The following is a 21173-nucleotide window of genomic DNA, read 5'->3' on the forward strand; positions in this document are numbered from 1 at the left end:
CGCAGGGTGCGATGGTCCTCAGGGCACGGGAGGATGTGCGGGCCAGCACCTCCGGAGGCCCGCTACTCGGCGATTTTGCTTTGGTTGTAGCTGCCGGAGCGTTCCTGGCCGCTGAGTTCGGCGATGGCGTCCATGATGCGGTCCGTGACTTCCCTCCGGGCAGGAAGCGAATGGTCCGGTCCGGTCTTGTCGAAGTACAGGGGCTCCCCCACCTTCATGGTGAAGTGCTGCGGCCTGACCCCCTTCTCACCCGCGCGCTGCAGGTTTTCAGTCCCGATCAGGCCCACCGGGATCACAGGGGCTCCGGTGGTCAGAGCCAGCCAGCCCACGCCAGTGCGGCCGCGGTAAAGGATGCCGTCCCGGGATCGGGTGCCTTCGGGGTAGATTCCGATTCCCCGGCCGGACTCGAGGATGTCCATCAGGGTTTTGAGCGCCTGGACGCTGGCGGCCTGTTCACCGCGCTCCACCGGGATTGAACCCACGGATTCGAAGAAGGCCTTCATGACCTTGCCTTTGACGCCGCCGGTGGTGAAGTACTCGGCCTTGGCGAAGAATGCCACGGGACGGGGCATCAGCGCCTGGACGATGACGCTGTCAAAGAACGACAGGTGGTTGGGTGCCACGATGAAGGGCCCGTCGGCGGGCACGTTCTCGATGCCGACGACAGTGGGCCGGCAGGTGCCGGCAATCAGGCTCCGCGTGGTCCAGCGGACTGCTTCAAACATTTCCATCGTTGGTCACCTCGCTCATGGCGGCCGCGTGGACGGACTCAAGACGGTCGATGGTGGTCACCAGCTCGTCCGCGGTGGCCACCACTGCAACGGCTCCGGCATTCTCCAGTTCGTTGTCCGGGGCAAACCCCCAGGCCACGCCAATGCAGTCCAGGCCGTTGGCAACGGCACCCGCAACATCCTGTGCCCGGTCCCCCACCATCAAGGCATGCTGCGTGCCAAGGTCCTTCAGCGCGGCGGCGATGATCCCGGTCTTGCCGATTGGAACCCCGTCTACCGCGGACTCGTCGTCCGCTGAGCCGTGGATGGCCTGGAAAAGTCCATCGATGCCGTGGTGCCCCAAGACCGTCCGGGCCAGGCCCTGGGGTTTCTGCGTGGCAACGGCCACCGGCCGGCCCGCCGCCGCAAATGACTCGAGGACTTCGCGGATACCCGGGTACAGGCGGCTCTGGCCGATGCCGGTGGCCACGTAGTACTCGCGGTAGCGGCGGATTACTTCGTCGAGCAGATCCGCCGGGACCTTGGCCACGTTCAGCAGCGAGTCGCTCAGCTTCGGGCCGATCATCGCTTCGAGCAGGTCCTGGCCGGGAACCGGAAGACTCAGCGCCTGAAGGGCTGAAGCAATTCCATCGGTTATTCCACCGGCCGGATCGACAAGAGTGCCGTCCAGGTCAAAGATCACGGGCACTGTTGTTTGAGTCACCGGGTTAGTTTCTCATGACAGCACTGATGCCTGAAACTCGCATTCCCGACACGGAATATTTCCCCTGCCAGGGTGGCTGCCTAAGGCAGGATCTCTGCGAGGAAGGCCGCCGTGTGGCTGGTGGTTGACTTTGAGATCTGCTCCGGCGTGCCGGCTGCAACAATCTGGCCGCCGCCAGAACCGCCGTCCGGCCCGAGATCCACAATCCAGTCGGCGCTCTTGATGACATCCAGGTTGTGCTCGATGGTGATCACGGTGTTGCCCTTATCCACCAGGCCCTGCAGCACCATCAGCAGCTTGCGGATGTCCTCGAAGTGCAGGCCCGTGGTGGGCTCATCCAGGACGTAGACGCTGCGGCCGTTGGACCGCTTTTGCAGTTCGGCGGCCAGTTTGACGCGCTGGGCCTCGCCACCGGACAACGTGGTGGCGGGCTGGCCCAGCCGGACATACCCAAGCCCCACGTCCACGAGGGTGTTCAGGTGGCGGGCGATCGGAGAGAACGCCGCAAAGAACTCTGCGCCCTCCTCGATGGGCATGTTCAGGACATCCGCGATGGTTTTGCCCTTGTAGTGGACTTCCAGCGTTTCGCGGTTGTAGCGCGCTCCGTGGCACACCTCGCAGGGCACGTAAACGTCCGGCAGGAAGTTCATTTCGATCTTCAGCGTGCCGTCACCGGAACATGCCTCGCACCGCCCGCCCTTGACGTTGAAGGAGAAGCGTCCGGGAAGGTATCCGCGGACCTTCGCTTCAGTGGTTTCCGCGAAGAGCTTGCGGATGTTGTCAAAGACGCCGGTGTAGGTGGCCGGGTTTGAACGCGGTGTCCGGCCGATGGGGCTCTGGTCAACGTGCACCACCTTGTCCAGGTGTTCCAGGCCCTGCACGGTTTTATGCCGGCCGGCAACCTGCTTGGCGCCATTGAGCTTGTTGGCCAGCACCTTGTACAGGATTTCATTGACCAGGGTGGACTTCCCTGACCCGCTGACACCGGTGACGGCGGTGAAAAGACCGAGCGGGAACGCAGCGTCGACGTTCACGAGGTTGTTTTCCCGGGCGCCAATGACCTTTAGTTCACGTTTCTTGTCGTATTTCCGGCGCTTCTTCGGGACCTCGATCTTCTTGCGCCCGGACAGGTAGTCCCCGGTCAGTGAAGCGGTGTTCTCGAGCAGCTCTTTGTAGGACCCGGAGTGGACCACCTGGCCGCCGTGTTCGCCGGCGCCGGGTCCGATGTCCACCACCCAGTCGGCCACGTGGATGGTGTCTTCGTCGTGTTCCACCACAATGAGCGTGTTGCCCATGTCGCGCAGCCTGGTCAGGGTGTCGATCAGGCGGCGGTTGTCCCGCTGGTGCAGTCCGATGGACGGTTCATCCAGCACGTACAGGACACCTACCAGCCCGGAACCGATCTGGGTGGCCAGCCGGATACGCTGTGCTTCGCCGCCGGACAGCGTGGCGGACGGCCGCTCGAGGTTCAGGTATTCCAGCCCGACGTCCAGGAGGAAGGTCAGCCGCGCCTGGATCTCCTTCAGCACCTGGTGCGCAATCTGCGCTTCGCGGCCCGTGAGCACCAGGTTGTTCAGGAAGTCGGCACAGTCCCGCATGGGGAGGGCGGCGACGTCGGCAATTGACTTCCCGTTGATGAGCACCGACAGGGAGGCCGGGTTGAGGCGGGCGCCGTTGCAGGCAGGGCAGGGGATCTGCCGCATGTACTCTTCGTAGCGGTCGCGGGCCCACTCGGAGTCCGTCTCGCCGTGCTTGCGGTGGACGTATTGGATGGCACCTTCGAAGCCGGTGCTGTATTTCCGTTCGCGGCCGAACCGGTTCTTGTACTGCACCACCACTTTGTGGTCCTTGCCGTGCAGCACTGTCTGCCGGACATCACTGCCCAGCTTTTCCCACGGCGTATCCATGGAGAACCCGAGTTCCTTCGCCAGGCCTTCGAGGAGCCGGTTCCAGTATTCGGTGGTGGCCGTGCCCAGGGACCAGGGAGCGATGGCGCCCTCCGACAGCGAAAGCTCGGGGTTGGGGACAATCAGTTCCTCGTCCACCTCGAGCTTGGTGCCAATGCCGCTGCAGGCCGCGCAGGCGCCGAAGGGGTTATTGAAGGAAAAGGACCTGGGCTCGATTTCGTCAATGGCCAACGGATGTTCGTTGGGGCACGCCAGGTTCTCGGAGAAGGCCCGGAGCCGGTGGGGATCGACGGCTTCCAGGTCCACGAATTCGGCGAGGACCCTGCCCTCGGCCAGGCCCAGGGCTGTTTCGATGGAGTCGGTGAGCCGCTGGCTGATGCCCTCCTTGACCACCAGTCGGTCCACCACCACCTCGATGGTGTGCTTGAACTGCTTTCCCAGCTTGGGCGGATCGTTGAGCTGGACCAGGTTGCCGTCCACGCGGGCGCGCGAGTAGCCCTTGGCAGTGAGTTCCTTGAAGAGGTCAACAAACTCCCCCTTCCGGCCGCGCACCACGGGGGCCAGGACCTGGAAACGGGTGCCCTCGTCCAGTTCCAGCAACTGGTCCACAATCTGCTGCGGCGTCTGCTTGGCTACCGGCTCACCGCAGACAGGGCAGTGCGGCCGGCCTACGCGGGCCCACAGCAGGCGCATGTAGTCGTAGATCTCGGTGATGGTTCCCACTGTGGAGCGGGGGTTCTTGCTGGTGGACTTCTGGTCGATGGAGACGGCCGGGGAGAGTCCCTCAATGAAGTCGACATCCGGCTTGTCCACCTGCCCCAGGAACTGGCGGGCGTACGCGGAGAGCGATTCCACGTAGCGGCGCTGGCCTTCGGCGAAGATGGTGTCGAAGGCGAGGGATGATTTGCCGGAGCCGGACAGCCCGGTGAAGACGATCATGGCGTCGCGCGGCAGGTCCAGGTCAACGTTGCGCAGGTTGTGCTCCCGCGCCCCCTTCACCACAAGGCGGGACAGGTCCGGACGCTTGGGCGCTGCGGATGGGGCGAGCGAAACTTCAACGGATTGGAGGTCAGATTCTTCAGCTACGGCTTTAGGCACCCACTAATGCTAATCGAAAACTTCTTCGAACACCCACGCGGTGATCCTCACGTGCCGTCGTAGGCTGCAGCGAGCAGCTGCACGGCTTCCGCAAAGGAGGCGCCTTGGGCTTTCGCGGCTGCAGCATACGTGGCAGCCGCGGCCGACAGGCCGCCGAGCCGTTCGTCCCTGGCGCACACAACGGTGCCGTTCCTCCCCCGGGTGGCCACGACGCCGGCCGCCTCAAGTTCCTTATACGCCCTCGCCACCGTATGGGGTGCCACATCGAGCTGCTCCGCCAGCGCCCTGACCGCAGGCAGCCGGGTTCCGGGCGGCAGCTTCCCGCCGTCGGCCAGATGGATCACCTGGAGCCGCAGCTGCTCGAACAGCGGCACCGAACTGGCTGCATTCGGCTTCCACGTCCCCGGGAAGCCCGCGGCTGTCAAAGTCCGGCCTCGAGCGCGCTGCTGCGTCCCGCCTGCAGGGCGAACTGTGCGTTGTAGAGGCGTGTGTAGTAGCTGTTCGCAACGAGCAGCTCCTGGTGGGTGCCTTGCTCGACGATCCGTCCGTGGTCCATGACCAGAATTAGATCAGCGTCCCGCACTGTGGACAAACGGTGGGCTATCACGAAGCCGGTGCGGCCACGGCGCAGCCGGTTCATCGCCTGGCGGATCAGCAACTCCGTCCGGGAGTCCACCGAACTTGTTGCCTCATCGAGGATTTGGATGGAACGGCCCGCCAGCTGTGCCCGGGCGATGGTGATCAGCTGCCGCTGGCCCTGGCTGAGCCCGTCACCGCCGTTTTCCAGGACGGTGTCATACCCCTGAGGCAGCGACCTGACGAAGCGGTCCACATAGCTGGCCTCGGCGGCGGCCAGGATGTCCGCCTCCGTAGCCCCAGGCCTGCCGTAGGCGAGGTTTTCCCGGATGGTCCCGGCAAAGAGCCACGCATCCTGGAGTACCACGCCGAAACGCTCCCGCAGGCGGTCTCGGGGAACAGCGGCGATATCCGTTCCGTCGATGGTGATCCGGCCGGAATCCGGTTCACAAAAACGCAGGAGGAGGTTGATCACGGTGCTTTTGCCCGCCCCCGTGTGCCCAACAATCGCTACCGTCCGGCCCGGGTCCACGCTGAAGGACAGGTTACGCACCGCCGGTGCTGCTCCGGGGTACCCGAACGTCACATTGTCAAAGACGATGCGGCCTTCATGATCCCGGACATCTGGAGCAACAGGCGCACCTGCGGCCGGGGACGGCGCGTCCCGCGGCTCCTCGGAGGTATCGAGCAGGGCGAAGACCCGGGCTGCGGAAGCAGCGCAGGATTGCATGAGGTTGAGCATTCCGCCTATCTGGCCAACGGGCTGGGTGAAGAGCCTGCTGAACTGGATAAAAGCCTGGATGCCGCCGATGGTCATGGCGCCGGCGATCACCTGGAGGGCACCCACCACCGCAACAGCGATGTAGCTGAGGTTGGACATCAAGGCCATCAGGGGCTGAACAACCCCCGCCGAATACTGCGCCCGGGTAGCTGCCCGGGCCAGCCGTTCATTGCTCCGGGCCACCACGTCTGCCGCCTGCGCCTGCCGCCCGAAGGCTTTGATGACCTCATGGCCCGTAATAAATTCCTCCATGTGCGCATTCAGCTGGCCCGTTTCCATCCATTGCTTCTCGAACTGGGCCTGGGATTTCCGGGCCACTTGCACAGTGATCAGGGCGGACAGCGGTACGGTGGCAATCGCAATGGCTGCCAGCAGGGGCGAGATCCACAGCATCATGGCCAGCGATCCGCACAGCATCAGGACGGACATGATGAGCTGTGTGAGGAGCTGGTTCAGGGCCTGGGTGATGTTGTCGATGTCGTTCGTGGCGCGGCTGAGGACATCGCCCCTGGACCGCTCCCCGAAGTAAGTGGCCGGGAGCCGATGCAGTTTTCCCTCCACCGCCTCCCGGAGTCCATACATCAAGCCCTGTACCGAGCGGGCGGAGAGTGCCCCCTGGATCCAATTGAACAGTGAGGCGCCGACGTACATAAGTGCCACGGTTCCCAGGATGAGCGCCAGCGCCTCCTGGTCCAGGTTCGCTTGGAGTACGCCGTCCACTACAAGGTCGGTGGCGTCGCCCAGGTATTTCGGAGCAGCCACGTTCAGCCCGGCGAATGCGCAGGTGGCTGCCACAGCGCCCAGCATGTGGCGCCGGAAAGGCCGGAGCAGCCGCAGGAGCCTGCGGGCGGTGGGCCAGAACCTGACCGCCGGTACCGCGGCTTCCGCAGTCACTGCCGGCCATCCAGGGCAAGCTGAGACTCCGCTATTTCCCGGTACGTTTCGGATGTCTCCAGCAACTCCTGGTGCGTTCCCTGCGCTACCACCCGCCCGCCGTCGAGCACCAGGATGAGCCCGGCGCCTTCCACAGCGGAAATCCTTTCCGCTACAACAATCACTGTGGCCGATGCCAACGTTGACTGGAGTGCCTGCCTGAGCCGGGTATCGGTGTCGTAGTCCAGTGCTGAGAAGCTGTCATCGAACAGGTACAGCGGAGCTGTGCGCAGGAGCGCACGGGCAATGCACAACCGCTGCCTCTGGCCGCCGGAAAGGTTGGTGCCGCCCTGGCCCAACGGAGTGGCAAGCCCCAGCGGCAGGTCCCGCATAAAACGCATGGTCTGGGCGGTCTCCAGGACTTCCCAGAGTTCCGCGTCCGTGGCGTCCGGTTTCGCCATTCGAAGGTTGTCGCCGATAGTCCCCGTGAAGAGATGGGACCGCTGTGGAACAACCGCCATGGATTCCCGCAGGCTGTCCAGCGGCACCGCCTTGATGTCCACCCCGCCCAGGCTGATGCGTCCCGCCGTGGAATCGAGGAACCGCGGAATGAGGTTGAGGAGGGTGGACTTTCCGCTGCCGGTTGAACCCACGATTGCCGTTATGGTCCCCGGACGGGCGGTAAAGCTGATGTCGGTCAGGACGGGAGCCTCGGCTCCCGGGTAGGAGAAGCCAACGTGGCTGAACTCCAGTGTGGCCGGACGCAGCGGGTCCGTCGACATGGGAAGCGGCTGCGGGAGCGGCGGGGAAAGGGACTCGGGGTTCTCTGGTTGGCGTACTGATGGCTCCGTATCCAGGACCGCACTGATCCGCTCGGCACTGACAGATGCGCGGGGGGCAGTCATGAGGACGTACATGGACATCATGATGGCGAGCAGGATCTGCAGGATGTAGGCGATGAAGGCCGTCAGGGCGCCGATGTTCATCTCGCCCGCCTGGATTCTGTGCCCGCCGAACCACACCACGGCCACTGAAGAGATGTTCACCACGAGCATGACCAGCGGGAGCATGCCTGCAACCAGCAGCGCAGATGAAAGGTTGTTGGCGGTGAGGCTGCTGTTGACCCGGGCGAAGCGCCGGATTTCATGGTCCTGGCGGACAAAGGAGCGGATCACGGCGGCGCCGATGATCTGCTCCCGAAGGATGCCGCCCGCGCGGTCCAGCAGTTCCTGGCCGTCGCGGTACAGCGGGATCAGCCGCCGGACAATGAGATACATGATCAGCAGGAGCAGGGGCACGATAACGATCACCACTGATGACAACGCCACATCCTGTTGCAGCGCCATGGCCACTCCGCCCACCCCCATCGCCGGCCCGGCCACCAGCATGGTGAACACCAGTACAGCGAAGGCCTGGATCTGCTGGGTGTCGTTGGTGGCGCGGGTAGTCAGGCTCTGGGTTCCGAAGACGGCAACATCCTGGGAGGACAGCGACTGGATTTTGGCAAAAATCTCGCCGCGGAGCTGTTGGCCCATCTTCATGGCGACAAGAGCAGCCAGGTAGCCGGCTGCTATGGCCGCGGCCGCCTGCAGGACTGCGATCACCGCCATCACCATTCCCAGGCGCGAAATGACTGCGGTGTTGCCTGCCACGATGCCGTCATCGACGATTGCCGCATTCACTGTTGGCAGCAGGAGGTTGGCTGCGGCCTGGACCAGTTGCAGGAGAACGATGGCCGCGATCCGGGCTTTGTACCCGTCCAGCAGCCGCCTCATCAGAGCGATCAGCACCACGCCTCCACGGTGATCGGGATGCCTGCCAGGGCGGCTGGCGGCCACCCCAATTCAGCCAACCCCGCAATTGTAAGGCATATCACTTACTTTCTCTGTCATGCCACGTGACTAGCCTGTGGAGAACGTCCAGCGAATGGACTTTCACCCGCTATACCTTGCGCCCTACCGCGAAGATCCGGCGGAAGGGAAACACTGTGCCGTGGACACCAGGCGGATAGGCTTCGCGCAGCAGTGCGGCGTATTCTGCTTCGAATTCTGCGCCGTCTTCGGGTGGCAGGACTGCCAGGACAGGCCGAAGCGCGGTGCCCCGCACCCACTCCAGCACAGGATCCGGGCCCGCAAGCACCTGCTGGTAGGTGGTCTCCCACGCATCAGCCGTGAACCCGGCGTCGAGCAGGATGCCCAGGTACTCCGCAGGCTCTCCTACGGACTCGCCTCCACGCAGCACTCCCCGCAGCTTTGGTTCCCAGCGGGGTGAGCCGGCCAGCCCGCGCATCAATGCATGTGAAGGGGCGTTGAAGTTGCCTGGAACCTGCATGGCAAACCAGGAACCCGGATGCAGCGCAGCCAGCCACTTCCGCATCATGTCCTGGTGGCCGGGTACCCATTGCAGGGCAGCGTTGCTCACCACCACGTCCGCTTGGTCCGATGGAATCCAGTCGGCGATATCCATCAGCTCAAAGCGCAGGGACGGCGTGCTGTCCGCAACCGCCGCGGCTTTGGCCAGCATCTCGGCCGAGGAGTCCAGGCCTACGACGTCGGCCGCGGGCCAGCGCTCGGCGAGTGTGGCGGTGAGGTTTCCCGGTCCGCATCCCAGATCCACCACCTGCACCGGCCGGTCTGCGTGGACCCTGCCGGTCAGGTCAAAGAATGGGCGGTCCCGGTAGTCGCCGAACTGCACGTACTTTGCCGGATCCCATTTCATGCTTTCCTCCACTTTCGGGTGCCGCAGGTACCGGGAAGCCTAACCCGATCGGGACGGATTTCCGGGCGCGCCGGGGCACTAAGCTGGAAAACAATGAAACTCGTTGACCAGCTGCCCGAAGTCTCCGCCCGGGACCTGCCCGGGCCCGCCGCCGATCCTGATGCCCTGTACTCCCTGTTCCTGGAATGGACGCAGAGCCGGGGGCTGGACCTCTACCCCGCGCAGGACGAGGCCATTATGGAGCTGGCTACCGGCGCGAACGTAATCCTTGCTACCCCGACAGGCTCCGGAAAGTCGCTGGTGGCCATCGCCGCACACTTCCAGGCGATGGCCCAGGGCAGGCGCAGCTATTACACCGCGCCCATCAAGGCGCTTGTCTCGGAAAAGTTCTTTGCGCTGTGCGAGATTTTCGGGGCCGAAAATGTGGGGATGATTACCGGCGACTCGGGCGTCAACCAGGACGCGCCCATCATCTGCTGCACTGCCGAGATCCTGGCCAACACCGCCCTCCGGGAAGGCGCGGCCGCGGAACTGGGATCCGTGGTCATGGACGAGTTCCACTTCTACTCGGACCCGCAGCGCGGCTGGGCCTGGCAGGTGCCCCTGCTGGAACTCCCCCAGGCCCAGTTCCTCCTGATGTCCGCCACGCTGGGCGACGTCAGCCGGTTCGAAAAAGGCCTGACGGACCTGACCGGGCGTCCCACCACCACGGTGAGCTCGGCGGAACGGCCCATTCCGCTGCATTACTACTATCACGAGACTCCCGTGCACGAGACGCTGGAAGAGCTGCTCTCCACCCGGCAGGTTCCGGTTTACGTAGTGCACTTCAGCCAGATCGAGGCGATAGACCGCGCCCAGACGCTGATGAGCATCAACGTGTGCACGCGCGAAGAGAAGGACAAAATCGCCGAGCTGATCGCCAACTTCCGCTTCGCCGCCGGTTTCGGCAAGACCCTCAACCGGCTGGTCCGCCATGGCATCGGCGTGCACCACGCCGGAATGCTTCCCAAGTACCGCCGCCTGGTGGAGCAGCTGGCCCAGGCCGGACTGCTGAAAGTCATCTGCGGCACGGACACCCTGGGCGTGGGCATTAACGTGCCCATCCGCACCGTGGTCCTGACCGCCCTGAGCAAGTACGACGGCGTTCGCACCCGGCTGCTGAACCCCCGTGAGTTCCACCAGATCGCCGGCCGCGCCGGACGGGCCGGCTACGACACCGCGGGCACGGTAGTGGTACAGGCTCCCGAACATGTCATCGAGAACGTTAAAGCGATGGCCAAGGCCACCGCCAAGTTCGGCGACGACCAGCGGAAGCTGCGGCAGGTGGTGAAAAAGAAGCCGCCGGAAGGTTTTGTCTCCTGGGGCGAACCCACGTTCAAGCGGCTGGTTGAATCGGTGCCGGATCCATTGACCTCCAGCTTCACCGTGACACATGCCATGCTGATGAACCTGATGGAACGGCCAGGGGACCCATTCGCCGCGGCCCGGCGGCTCCTGACGGAAAACCACGAAACCAGGTCCTCCCAGCTGCAGCTGATGAAGAAGGCCCTGGGGATCTACCGCGAACTGCTGGCCGCCGAAGTGGTGGAGCGGATTCCGGCCGGGCAGCAGGGGCCGGACGGCCGCACCGTCCGCCTCACCGTCCACCTGCAACCCAACTTTGCCCTCAACCAGCCCCTGTCCCCCTTCGCACTCGCCGCGCTGGAGCTCCTTGATCCGGAGTCGCCGTCGTACGCCCTGGACGTGGTGTCCGTGATCGAGGCAACCCTCGAAAAGCCGCGGCAGATCCTCTCGGCGCAGCAGAAGAAAGCCCGCGGCGAGGCCATCGCGGCCATGAAGGCAGACGGCATCGAGTACGACCAGCGGATGGCGATGCTCGACGAGGTAACGTATCCGCAGCCGCTGGCTGAAATCCTGGGCGAAGCGTTCGAGGTGTACCGCAAAGCGGCCCCGTGGGTGGGTGACTTCGAACTGGCGCCGAAGTCCGTGGTGCGGGACATGTATGAACGTGCCATGAACTTTGGCGAGTTCGTACAGTTCTATGGGCTGGCCCGTTCGGAAGGGATTGTGCTGCGGTACCTCGCGGACGCCTTCAAGGCGCTGCGGCAGACGGTGCCGCAGGACATGCTGCGCGATGACCTGGAAGATCTCATTGCCTGGCTCGGCGAGCTGGTCCGGCAGGTCGACTCAAGCCTGCTGGACGAGTGGGAGGAACTGACCTCTGGCGCAGCTCCCACCCCGCACGATGCACCGCCGCCTCCCCCGCCGTCGCTCACGTCCAATATCCGCGCCTTCCGGGTCATGGTGCGCAACGAAATGTTCCGTCGGGTAGAGCTCTTCGCGGACGAAGACGCCGCGGCGCTGGGCGGGCTCGACGGCGCTGCCGGCTGGGATGCGGACCGCTGGGAGGACGTCCTGGACGACTACTTCGACGAGCACAACGACATCGGCACCGGCCCTGACGCCCGCGGTCCCGGGCTGCTCATCATCACCGAGGAGCCCGGCGTCTGGAAGGTCCGGCAGATCTTCGATGATCCGGCGGGCAACCACGACTGGGGCATTTCCGCGGAAGTGGACCTGGACGAATCGAACGGAACCGGGACAGCGGTGATCCGGGTGACGGACGTCAACCGGCTCTGACCGCCCACAGTGTGCGGCCCGGCGCCTCTCCAGGGCGCCCGCCCGCGCCGGGCACTGCTCCTGACTGCACGGGCTGACTGCACCGGCACGGGGGCGGCGGTAAGCTCGAACAATGAGTGTAATCCGCCCTGCAGCCCCGCACGACGTCCCCGCGATCCTCCGCATGATCCACGAACTGGCGCACTACGAGAAGGAACCGGACGCAGTCCGGAACACTCCGGAGATGCTGCAAGAGGTTCTCTTCGGCGACAACCCGAGGGTCTTCGCCGCGATGGCGGAAAATGACAACGGGGACGTGCGCGGTTTCGCCCTGTGGTTCCTGAACTACTCCACCTGGGAAGGTGTGCACGGGATCTACCTGGAGGACCTCTACGTCAGCCCGGAAGCCCGCGGCGAGGGGCACGGCAAGGCGCTGCTGCAGCATCTGGCCGGCATCGCCGTCGAGAACGGCTACGCAAGGGTGGAGTGGAGCGTCCTGGACTGGAACGAGCCCTCCATCAACTTCTACCGGCGGTTGGGTGCCCGGCCCATGGATGGCTGGTCCACCTTCCGGCTCACCGGCGAGGCGCTGGAGCAGTTCGGCAGCGCTGTTCCCGCCACCGCCAACGGCTAGCGGCCATGACTGAGGCACGCGTGGCAGGACGCCCCGCCTTCGGACATTTGAGCTCCGGGACCAGTAACGTCCGGCACGAGATCAGGGCCCGGCACGAGTTCCGCGGCCTGCGCACCGTCGAGCACTACTTCACCGTGCCCCTGGACCATTTCGGCTCCTCCGGCAGCTCGGAAACGATTACCGTCTTCGCCCGTGAGTACGTTTCGGCTGCCCACACCATGGAAGAAGCAGCGCGCCTGCCGTGGCTGTTGTTCCTGCAGGGCGGTCCGGGCGGCCGCGGCAACAGGTTCGGTTCCCTGGGCGGCTGGAGCAAGGCCGCCGGCAAGGACTTCCGCATCCTGATGCTGGACCAGCGGGGCACCGGGCTGTCCACTCCCCTGGACCGGAACACGCTGCCGCTCCGGGGGTCCGCGCTGGAACAGGCCGCCTACCTGGAAAATTTCCGCGCGGACTCCATTGTTGCCGACGCCGAACTGATCCGCGCTGCCCTGGGCTCACCGCCCTGGACCGTCTATGGGCAGAGCTACGGCGGCTTTTGCGCGCTCACCTACCTCTCCTTTGCCCCGGAGGGGCTGCAGCAGGCATTGATCACCGGCGGCCTCGCTCCGCTCGCGGGTCCGGCTGACGATGTGTACCGGGCGACGTTCAAGCGGGTGGCGGCCCGGAACGCGGAGTACTTCACGTGGTACCCGGAGGACCGGGCCACGGTTGACAGGATTGCGCAGCACTTGCGGACCGTCCAGGAACTCCTGCCCGACGGCAGCACGCTCACCGTAGAGCGCTTCCAGATGGTGGGCGCCTTCCTGGGCGGCAACACCCGGGTGGACAGCCTCCACTACCTGCTGGAGGATGCGTTCGCAGGCTCTTCCGGCGGAGCCCGGCTAACGGATTCTTTCCTGGAGCAGGTACAGGGCATCGTCTCGCGCCGCTCCAACCCGCTCTATGCCCTCATGCACGAGTCCATCTACGGGCAGGGCGAAGCCACGCACTGGTCGGCGTGGCGGATACTGCGCGAGTTCCCGGAATTCCGGCCGGATGCGGACCCGCTGCTGCTCACCGGCGAAATGGTCTATCCGTGGTACTTCGACCAGGATCCTGCCCTGCGCCCGCTGCGCGAAGTCGCCGGACTGCTGGCGGCCAAGCCGGACTGGAAGCCGCTGTACGATGCCGGCCGGCTGGCAGCCAATACCGTGCCTGTCGCGGCCGCCGTTTACTCGGACGACATCTATGTGGACCGCAACCTCTCCCTAAGGACTGCCGCGGCGGTCCGCGGGCTGCAGGTCTGGGAAACGCCGGACTTCCACCATGATGGGATAGCCGACGACGGTGAGGGCATCTTCAACCGATTGATGGGAATGGTGCGCGGAGTCCGGGGCTGAGACGCCGCGGGCCGGTGGGCGCGTTAGGGAGTCACTGACCCCCGCCGCCGCGCCGCCCGTGTCAGGATGGCCGCGCCGAGCACCATGGCTCCTATTGCCGCACCCGCCATGTTCAGCCCCAGGTAGCCGGCCTGGCTGAGGACCAGGCCTGACGCGGCACCGCCCACCGCACCTGCGGCCCCCATCAGCATGTCGGAAACACCCTGGACCACCACACGTGACTCCTGGCCAACGCTCTCGGCAAGCAGGGTTGACCCGGAAATGGTGGACGCGGACCAACCCACGCCCAACAGGACCAGCCCCACCGCCACCGCCGTGGTGGAGTCCTCGCCGAATCCGGCAACGGCGACGGCCGTGATCATTGTCGCAAAGCCGATCATGATGGTCTCAGGCCTGCCGGCCTTGTCTGTCAGCCACCCCATCACGGGCGACAGCGCGAACATCCCGGCAATATGCAGGGAAATGGTGAAGCCGATGATCACCAGGACGTCGCCCGTGGCAGCATGGCCGGAGTGGCCAGGGCCGGCCAGGAGTTCCTGCAGATGAAGCGGCGTCATGGACATCACGCCCACCATCACCCCATGCGCTCCCACCAGGGCGGCCAGCGCCAGCAGGGCTGCCCGGGATGCGCGGATGGCCCGCATCCCGCGAACCAGTGACCCGGGTGCCCGGGCCTGCAGGGCTGCCGGCTGGTTGACGGGGCGGCCGGCAGGGTTGGCTGCCGGCTGGCCGGCGGACTGGTTCAGTGATGGCACGGCGGCGAGTTCCCGGGCCAGCAGCAGGGGGTCAGGCCGAAGGCCAAAAAAGAGCAGGACGACGGCGAGCAGGAGTCCGGCGGCCGAGATCACAAAGGGACCCGCGACAGGCGGGAGGCCAAGGGCCTGGCCCACCACGGCCCCGGGCTGGATCAGGTTGGGTCCGGTGACGGCTCCGACGGTTACGGCCCACACGACGGCGGACAGTGCCCGGCCGCGGTGTTCGGCGTCCGCGAGGTCGACGGCGGCGAAGCGCGCCTGCAGGCTCGCAGCGGTGCCTATCCCGATCCCGGCTGCGCCCAGGATGAGCAGGAAGAAGAGGCCAGTGACCACCGACAGGACCATCAGCAGCGCGCCGGCCATGGCGGCCGACAGCCCCGCCACCTGGCCGATGCGGCGTCCCCGCCGGTCAGCCAGCGCGGCCAGCGGCAAGGCAGCCAGTGCGGCGCCGAGAGTCATGACGGTAGCGACGGCGCCAGCCCACGCACTGGATCCGGAGAGTTCGACGGCAAGGATGGACCCGATGGACACAGTGGCCCCGGTACCAATCCCGCCGAACACCTGGGCTGCACTCAGCAGCACCACGGTGCGCCGCTGCACCTGGCGCACTCCGCTTTCGGTCATCAAAGTGCCGGCCATGATCCGAGCATAGACCTCGGCGCGTGCGTCTTGGAGTGTTTTTTAAGCACGTAATCCCGGCCGCGGGGCGGCCGGGATTACGTGTCCTCGCAGTTGCAGAGTGGAACTAGTCGATGTCGCTATGGCTCTTCCGGGCGTCTTCCTCGAGCCGCGGATCCATGTGGGCTTCCTTGGCCTTGGAGCTGAGGAGGCTGGCCACCACGGCGATCAGGATGGTACCAACGATGACTGCCAGGGACACAAAAGTGGGGATCTCAGGAGCCCACTCGATGTGCTTGCCACCGTTGATGAACGGAAGCTCGTTCACGTGCATCGCGTGCAGCACCAGCTTGACGCCAATGAACGCCAGGATGAAGGACAGCGCGTGCTTCAGGTAGATCAGGCGGTTCATGAGGCCGCCCAGCAGGAAGTACAGCTGACGCAGGCCCATCAGCGCGAAGAGGTTTGCCGTGAACACAATGAAGGGGCTCTGGGTAAGTCCGAAGATGGCAGGGATGGAGTCGACGGCGAAGAGCAGGTCGGTCATGCCGATCGTGATGAACACGATAACCATGGGGGTGAAGACCTTCTTGCCGTTCACCACGGTGCGGAGCTTGCCGCCGTCGTACTTCTCCGACATCGGAATGATCTTGCGGATCTTCGCGATGAGCGGGTTTTCCCGGTCCTCTTCGTCTTCGCCTTCATCCTGGGCCTGCTTCCAGGCGGTCCAGAGGAGGAAGGCACCGAAGATGTAGAACACCCAGCTGAACTGTTCGATCACGATGGCGCCGAGCAGGATGAAGATGCCGCGCAGGATCAGGGCGATGATGATGCCCACCATCAGCACTTCCTGCTGGTACTTCCGGGGCACCGAGAACCTGGCCATGATGATGATGAAGACAAACAGGTTGTCGATGCTGAGGCTGTATTCAGTGACCCAGCCGGCGACGAACTGGCCGCCGTATTCCGGGCCCGTGAACGCGAACATGGCGCCGGCGAACACCAGGGCCAGAGTGACGTAGAACGCCACCCACAAACCGGCTTCCTTCATGGAGGGTTCGTGCGGGCGGCGGACCACCAGGAGGAGGTCGGTCAGGAGGATCAGGCCGAGGACGACAAAGGAGCCGACCTCAAACCAGATGGGCAAATCGAGCACAGGGTAGCCTTTCGCAGGGTACAGAGATGCGTTGTAAGTCTCTCCGGCCTGCCTGTGCACTTGGTGCTGAAGTGGCGGCCCGCTACGCCCGGCGGGGCAACCATGCCCTGCGTGTTGACGATCGTAGCGCTTGGGATACTCCCCTACGTGACGTTAACTGTACCCCAGGCCGCTGCCGGCCGCCTTCGAGCGCGTGTTTTGCGTCAGGCGTGTCCGGCGGCCTGCATCTGGCGCAGTTCCTTCTTCAGCTCGCTGACTTCGTCCCTGATGCGTGCCGCCACCTCGAACTGCAGCTCTGCTGCCGCCCCGTGCATCTGCTCGGTGAGTTGCTCGATGAGGCCCACGAGATCCTCGGCGGGAGCCGCGGCGAGCCCGTCGGAACGCACCTGGGCGGCACCCTTGGCTGCGGCCTTGCGCTTGCCGCCCTTGGCCAGGCGGTTGTTGTTGAGCAGTTCCTGGGTGTCCGCGTCTTCCCGGGCCAGCTGGTCGGTGATGTCGGCGATCTTTTTCCGCAGCGGCTGCGGGTCCACGCCGTTCTCTTTGTTGTAGGCCACCTGGATGGCGCGGCGCCGGTTGGTTTCGTCAATGGCGTTGGCCATGGAATCGGTGATCCGGTCGGCGTACATGTGGACCTGGCCGGACACGTTGCGGGCCGCGCGGCCGATGGTCTGGATCAGGGACGTGGAGGACCGGAGGAACCCTTCCTTGTCCGCGTCCAGGATGCTGACCAGCGAGACTTCAGGCAGGTCAAGGCCTTCACGGAGCAGGTTGATGCCCACGAGCACGTCGAAGCTGCCCAGCCGCAGTTCACGCAGCAGCTCCACCCGCCGCAGCGTATCGACGTCGGAGTGCAGGTATTCCACCTTGATGCCGTGGCCCAGGAGGTAATCCGTGAGGTCCTCGGCCATGCGCTTGGTCAGCGTGGTGACCAGGACGCGTTCGTCCTTCTCCACCCTGGTCCTGATTTCGCCCAGGAGATCGTCGATCTGGCCCTTGGTGGGTTTGACGATGACCTCGGGATCGATCAGGCCTGTGGGGCGGATGATCTGCTGGACGTAGCCGTCGGCCTTGCCCAGTTCGTACTTGCCCGGAGTGGCTGAAAGGTAGACCGTCTGGCCGATGCGCTCCAGGAACTCGTCCCATTTCAGCGGCCGGTTGTCCATTGCTGAAGGCAGCCGGAAGCCGTGGTCCACCAGGGTGCGCTTGCGCGACATGTCCCCTTCGTACATGGCCCCGATCTGCGGGATGGTCACGTGGGATTCGTCCACCACCAGCAGGAAGTCGTCCGGGAAGTAGTCGATGAGGCAGTGGGGGGCCGTGCCGCCGGCCCGCCCGTCGATGTGCCGGGAGTAGTTCTCGATGCCGTTGCAGAAGCCCATCTGCTGCATCATTTCCAGGTCATACGTGGTGCGCATCCGCAGGCGTTGCGCCTCCACGAGCTTGTTCTGCCCCTCCAGCACTGCCAGCCGGCTGGCCAGTTCGTCCTCGATGGACTTGATGGCGCGGGTCATCCGCTCGGGTCCGGCCACATAGTGCGAGGCGGGGAAGACGTACATCTCGGTCTCTTCGCGGATGACCTCGCCCGTGACGGGGTGCAGGGTGTAGATGTTCTCCACTTCGTCGCCGAAGAACTCGATCCGCAGGGCGAGTTCCTCGTACATGGGGATGATCTCGACGGTATCTCCGCGCACCCGGAACGTACCGCGGTGGAAGTCCATGTCGTTGCGGGCGTATTGCATGGACACGAACTTGCGCAGCAGCGCGTCCCGGTTCATTTCCTGCCCCCTGCGGAGGGTCACCATCCCCGCGATGTACTCTTCGGGCGTGCCGAGGCCATAGATGCAGGACACCGTGGCCACCACAATGACATCGCGGCGGGTCAGGAGGGCGTTCGTCGCTGAGTGGCGAAGCCGCTCCACTTCCTCATTGATGGAGGAGTCCTTCTCGATGAAGGTGTCCGTCTGCGGAACGTAGGCTTCGGGCTGGTAGTAGTCGTAGTAGGAGACGAAGTACTCCACCGCGTTGTTGGGCAGCAGCTCCCGGAACTCGTTGGCCAGCTGCGCGGCGAGGGTCTTGTTCTGCACCATCACCAGGGTGGGCCGCTGGACCTGCTCGATCAGCCAGGCTGTGGTGGCACTCTTGCCGGTACCGGTGGCGCCAAGCAGCACCACGTCCTTCTCACCGTTATTGATGCGCTCCGTCAGCTCCGCGATGGCGGCGGGCTGGTCGCCGGCAGGCTTGAATTCGCTGATGACTTCAAAGGGCGCCACAACCCGGTTGATCTCCTGCGCAAGGCTCATGGATCTAATCTACAACCGGGCACCGACACTGGAAGGGCCAGTCCGTTACGGGCGAACAAGCGCCGGTTTGCAGGCCGGCCTCGGGACGTGTACGACGGCGGGCGGGTACGGTTCCAGGCAGGCTAGGAGCCGGACGACGGCGGCTGCCAGCGGGAGCTTTTGGCCCACCGTTCCAGGGCTTCTTCGACCGAGTTGAACCACTCTTCCTTTGCCTCCGCGTAGCCTGCTGTGGACCGGTCACCGGAGTGGGCGGCTGCCAGCGTGCGCTTCGCCGCAAGGTATTCCGCGGCGGCTGCCGGCTCAGCGCGGAGCCAGTCCCGGAAGCACAGGGCAAAGCGCCAGCCGGCGGAGCCTTCGGCCCGGATGTGGAGGTTCACGTCCCGCCCGGGGTCGGCGTTGGCGTGGAAGCGCTTTTGCCAGTCTTCCCGGTGCGGGCGGCTGGGTTTCGGGGTGTCGGCCTTGATGCCGCGAACCACGGGGAACCCTGCGGCCGCCAGCTCAGGAGCAAGGGCGTCGGCGGCATGAATGTCCGGCACGGTCAGCTGCAGATCAATGACGTCCTTGGCGTCCAGGCCGGGAACCGAGGTGGACCCGATGTGATCCAGCCGCGCCGCGTCCCGCTGCTCCACGGGAAGGGCCTTGGCGATCCTGTTCATCAGCCGCTGCGCCTGCTGCGCCCACAGCGGGTCCGCGGGCACCAGGACCGGCCCTCCATGCCGTTTGGCCCGCACTCCTGCGGCAAGGTTGCGGGCGAACGGCTCCAGCCGGGAGTCCCAGAGCCGGTCCACCTGGTCCAGAAGGTCCTGCACGCTGCCGGAGTTGTGCAGGACCACGTCGGCAGCATCCAGCCTTTCCTCCCGGCTTGCCTGGGCTGCCATGCGGGCCCGGGCGGCCTCGGAGGTCATGCCACGGTGCGCCAGCATCCGCTGCAGCCTGATGTCCTCCGACGCATCCACCACCACCACGAGATGGAAGTCTCCGCCCTGCCCGGTCTCCACGAGGAGCGGAATATCCTGCACCACCACTGACCCCTCCCCCGCCTCTGCCACAATGGCCGCAGCACGGGACCGCACCAGCGGATGGACGATCCCGTTCAGGAGCGCCAGGCGCTCCGGGCTGCCGAACACCGCCTCGCCGAGCCTGGCCCGGTTGAGGCGCCCGCCGCCGTCGAGCATCCCGACGCCGAACTCGGCGACAATGCGTTCGAGGCCTTCGGTGCCGGGCTCCACCACTTCCCTCGCCAGCGCATCAGCATCCACCAGCACTGCCCCGCGCTCCCTAAGGCGCGATGCGGCCACTGACTTCCCGGATGCGATTCCGCCTGTCAACCCGATTTTCAGCACCCTCCCACCCTAGACGGACTGCACCCCAAGGGACGGTAGGGTGAAGTCATGACTGCAGGGGGTGCGGCCAGGGAGCCGCTGGTTCATATCGAAGATTTCCGGATGGATTTTGGTGATCATACTGTCATCAAGGACCTGTCCTTCGATGTCGACGCCGGTGAGACCTTCGGGTTCCTTGGCAGCAACGGGTCGGGGAAAACCACCACGCTGCGGGCCCTGCTGGGGATTTACCAGCCCACTGCCGGGACCCTGCACATTGGCGGGAAGTCCTTTGAACCGAAGGACGGCGCACGGCTGGGCTACCTGCCGGAGGAACGCGGCCTCTATAAAAAAGAACCGGTCCTGGACGTGATGGTCTACTTCGGCCGGCTCAAGGGACTGGGCAAGGCACAGGCACGGGCGTGGTCGCTCGACTACCTGGAACGCGTCCAGCTCGCTGACAAGGCAACAGCCAACCTGGATAAACTCTCCGGCGGGCAGCAGCAGAAGATCCAGCTCGGCGTCACCATCATGAACGATCCCGAGCTGCTCATCCTGGACGAGCCCACCAAGGGCTTCGACCCCGTGAACCGGCGGCTGCTGATGGACATCATCGAAGAACAGAAGCTCGCTGGCGCCACCGTCATTATGGTGACGCACCAAATGGAGGAAGTGGAACGGCTCTGCGACCGGGTGATCCTGCTTAAGGACGGCACGTCGCGCGCCTACGGCACGGTGACCGACGTGCAGAAACAGTTCGGCGGCACGGTCTACCGCGTGGGCTACGACGGCGTCCTTCCGCCGTCGGCCCTGTACGACGTCGTGCGGAACACCGGCGGGTACGCTGAACTCGCTCCGCGCCCGGGCGCAGACCAGGCTGCCGTACTGCGGGAGCTCGTCACCAGCGGCGCCGCCATCACCAGCTTCACCACTGCCCGTGTTTCCCTGGAAGAGATCTTCATCCGGGTCTACGGTGAACAGCACCAGACCGTGGAGGCCTGAC

15 protein-coding genes are annotated in these 21173 nt (G+C 65.0%); 4 read left to right on the forward strand and 11 right to left on the reverse strand.

All coding sequences use genetic code 11. The features are described 5' to 3' along the window. Window positions 1-62 precede the first annotated feature (62 nt). The 7 genes from QRN11_RS17745 to QRN11_RS17775 all read right to left on the reverse strand — a co-directional run bounded on the left by QRN11_RS17745 (window position 63) and on the right by QRN11_RS17775 (window position 9387). Entirely contained in the window at window positions 63-731 is a 669-nt protein-coding gene (locus tag QRN11_RS17745; RefSeq protein ID WP_091418769.1) for a lysophospholipid acyltransferase family protein, read from the reverse strand. After that, window positions 718-1434, reverse strand: coding sequence for an HAD hydrolase-like protein (locus QRN11_RS17750; RefSeq protein ID WP_285313842.1), 717 nt, complete (start codon window positions 1432-1434; stop codon window positions 718-720). Before QRN11_RS17750 ends, QRN11_RS17745 begins: the two co-directional genes overlap by 14 nt. An 80-nt stretch (window positions 1435-1514) precedes the next feature. After that, entirely contained in the window at window positions 1515-4439 is a 2925-nt protein-coding gene (uvrA, locus tag QRN11_RS17755) for an excinuclease ABC subunit UvrA (protein WP_285313843.1), read from the reverse strand. Window positions 4440-4486: 47 nt separating this feature from the next. Beyond that, entirely contained in the window at window positions 4487-4864 is a 378-nt protein-coding gene (locus QRN11_RS17760) for a GntR family transcriptional regulator (RefSeq protein ID WP_091418766.1), read from the reverse strand. Then, window positions 4861-6603 (reverse strand): ABC transporter ATP-binding protein, encoded by a 1743-nt coding sequence (locus tag QRN11_RS17765; protein WP_502935052.1) that lies wholly within the window; start codon window positions 6601-6603, stop codon window positions 4861-4863. The genes QRN11_RS17760 and QRN11_RS17765 overlap by 4 nt, the downstream gene beginning before the upstream one ends. An 83-nt stretch (window positions 6604-6686) precedes the next feature. After that, window positions 6687-8444 (reverse strand): ABC transporter ATP-binding protein, encoded by a 1758-nt coding sequence (locus tag QRN11_RS17770; RefSeq protein WP_285314022.1) that lies wholly within the window; start codon window positions 8442-8444, stop codon window positions 6687-6689. A gap of 166 nt (window positions 8445-8610) precedes the next feature. Beyond that, window positions 8611-9387 (reverse strand): trans-aconitate 2-methyltransferase, encoded by a 777-nt coding sequence (locus tag QRN11_RS17775; protein ID WP_285313845.1) that lies wholly within the window; start codon window positions 9385-9387, stop codon window positions 8611-8613. 93 nt (window positions 9388-9480) lie between these two features. On the opposite strand from QRN11_RS17775, the gene QRN11_RS17780 reads away from it, so the two are divergent. From QRN11_RS17780 to QRN11_RS17790, 3 genes are all read left to right on the forward strand, one after another. Further along, window positions 9481-12027, forward strand: coding sequence for a DEAD/DEAH box helicase (locus QRN11_RS17780; protein WP_285313846.1), 2547 nt, complete (start codon window positions 9481-9483; stop codon window positions 12025-12027). Between the two features lie 112 nt (window positions 12028-12139). Then, window positions 12140-12640 carry a GNAT family N-acetyltransferase gene (locus QRN11_RS17785; protein WP_285313847.1) on the forward strand — a complete coding sequence of 167 codons (501 nt, stop codon included), beginning with the start codon at window positions 12140-12142 and terminating at the stop codon, window positions 12638-12640. Between the two features lie 5 nt (window positions 12641-12645). Further along, on the forward strand, window positions 12646-14019 hold the full coding sequence (locus tag QRN11_RS17790; protein ID WP_285313848.1) for an alpha/beta fold hydrolase: 1374 nt from the start codon (window positions 12646-12648) through the stop codon (window positions 14017-14019). A gap of 23 nt (window positions 14020-14042) precedes the next feature. Here QRN11_RS17790 and QRN11_RS17795 read toward each other — a convergent pair whose 3' ends face one another. The 4 genes from QRN11_RS17795 to coaE all read right to left on the reverse strand — a co-directional run bounded on the left by QRN11_RS17795 (window position 14043) and on the right by coaE (window position 20191). Beyond that, entirely contained in the window at window positions 14043-15413 is a 1371-nt protein-coding gene (locus QRN11_RS17795) for an MFS transporter (protein ID WP_285313849.1), read from the reverse strand. 106 nt (window positions 15414-15519) lie between these two features. After that, on the reverse strand, window positions 15520-16548 hold the full coding sequence (locus QRN11_RS17800; RefSeq protein WP_142063630.1) for a TerC family protein: 1029 nt from the start codon (window positions 16546-16548) through the stop codon (window positions 15520-15522). Window positions 16549-16751: 203 nt separating this feature from the next. After that, window positions 16752-18848, reverse strand: a complete 2097-nt coding sequence (gene uvrB / locus QRN11_RS17805) for an excinuclease ABC subunit UvrB (RefSeq protein WP_142063633.1) — start codon at window positions 18846-18848, stop codon at window positions 16752-16754. 122 nt (window positions 18849-18970) lie between these two features. Continuing rightward, on the reverse strand, window positions 18971-20191 hold the full coding sequence (gene coaE, locus QRN11_RS17810; protein WP_285313850.1) for a dephospho-CoA kinase: 1221 nt from the start codon (window positions 20189-20191) through the stop codon (window positions 18971-18973). 48 nt (window positions 20192-20239) lie between these two features. Here coaE and QRN11_RS17815 point away from each other — a divergent pair, with 48 nt between their 5' ends. After that, on the forward strand, window positions 20240-21172 hold the full coding sequence (locus QRN11_RS17815; protein WP_285313851.1) for an ABC transporter ATP-binding protein: 933 nt from the start codon (window positions 20240-20242) through the stop codon (window positions 21170-21172). The last annotated feature ends 1 nt before the right edge of the window (window position 21173 follow it).

The sequence above is a fragment of the Pseudarthrobacter sp. fls2-241-R2A-168 genome (assembly GCF_030209335.1).
In the GTDB taxonomy this organism is placed as follows: Bacteria; Actinomycetota; Actinomycetes; order Actinomycetales; family Micrococcaceae; genus Arthrobacter.

Bases quoted from the DNA above. Each gene is read 5' to 3' on its own strand.
- QRN11_RS17745 (WP_091418769.1), bottom strand. From the start codon at position 731: ATGGAAATGTTTGAAGCAGTCCGCTGGACCACGCGGAGCCTGATTGCC.
- QRN11_RS17765 (WP_502935052.1), bottom strand. From the start codon at position 6,603: ATGCTGGGCGCTGTGGCAGCCACCTGCGCATTCGCCGGGCTGAACGTG.
- QRN11_RS17770 (WP_285314022.1), bottom strand. From the start codon at position 8,444: ATGAGGCGGCTGCTGGACGGGTACAAAGCCCGGATCGCGGCCATCGTT.
- QRN11_RS17775 (WP_285313845.1), bottom strand. From the start codon at position 9,387: ATGAAATGGGATCCGGCAAAGTACGTGCAGTTCGGCGACTACCGGGAC.
- QRN11_RS17780 (WP_285313846.1), top strand. From the start codon at position 9,481: ATGAAACTCGTTGACCAGCTGCCCGAAGTCTCCGCCCGGGACCTGCCC.
- QRN11_RS17785 (WP_285313847.1), top strand. From the start codon at position 12,140: ATGAGTGTAATCCGCCCTGCAGCCCCGCACGACGTCCCCGCGATCCTC.
- QRN11_RS17790 (WP_285313848.1), top strand. From the start codon at position 12,646: ATGACTGAGGCACGCGTGGCAGGACGCCCCGCCTTCGGACATTTGAGC.
- QRN11_RS17795 (WP_285313849.1), bottom strand. From the start codon at position 15,413: ATGGCCGGCACTTTGATGACCGAAAGCGGAGTGCGCCAGGTGCAGCGG.
- uvrB (WP_142063633.1), bottom strand. From the start codon at position 18,848: ATGAGCCTTGCGCAGGAGATCAACCGGGTTGTGGCGCCCTTTGAAGTC.
- QRN11_RS17815 (WP_285313851.1), top strand. From the start codon at position 20,240: ATGACTGCAGGGGGTGCGGCCAGGGAGCCGCTGGTTCATATCGAAGAT.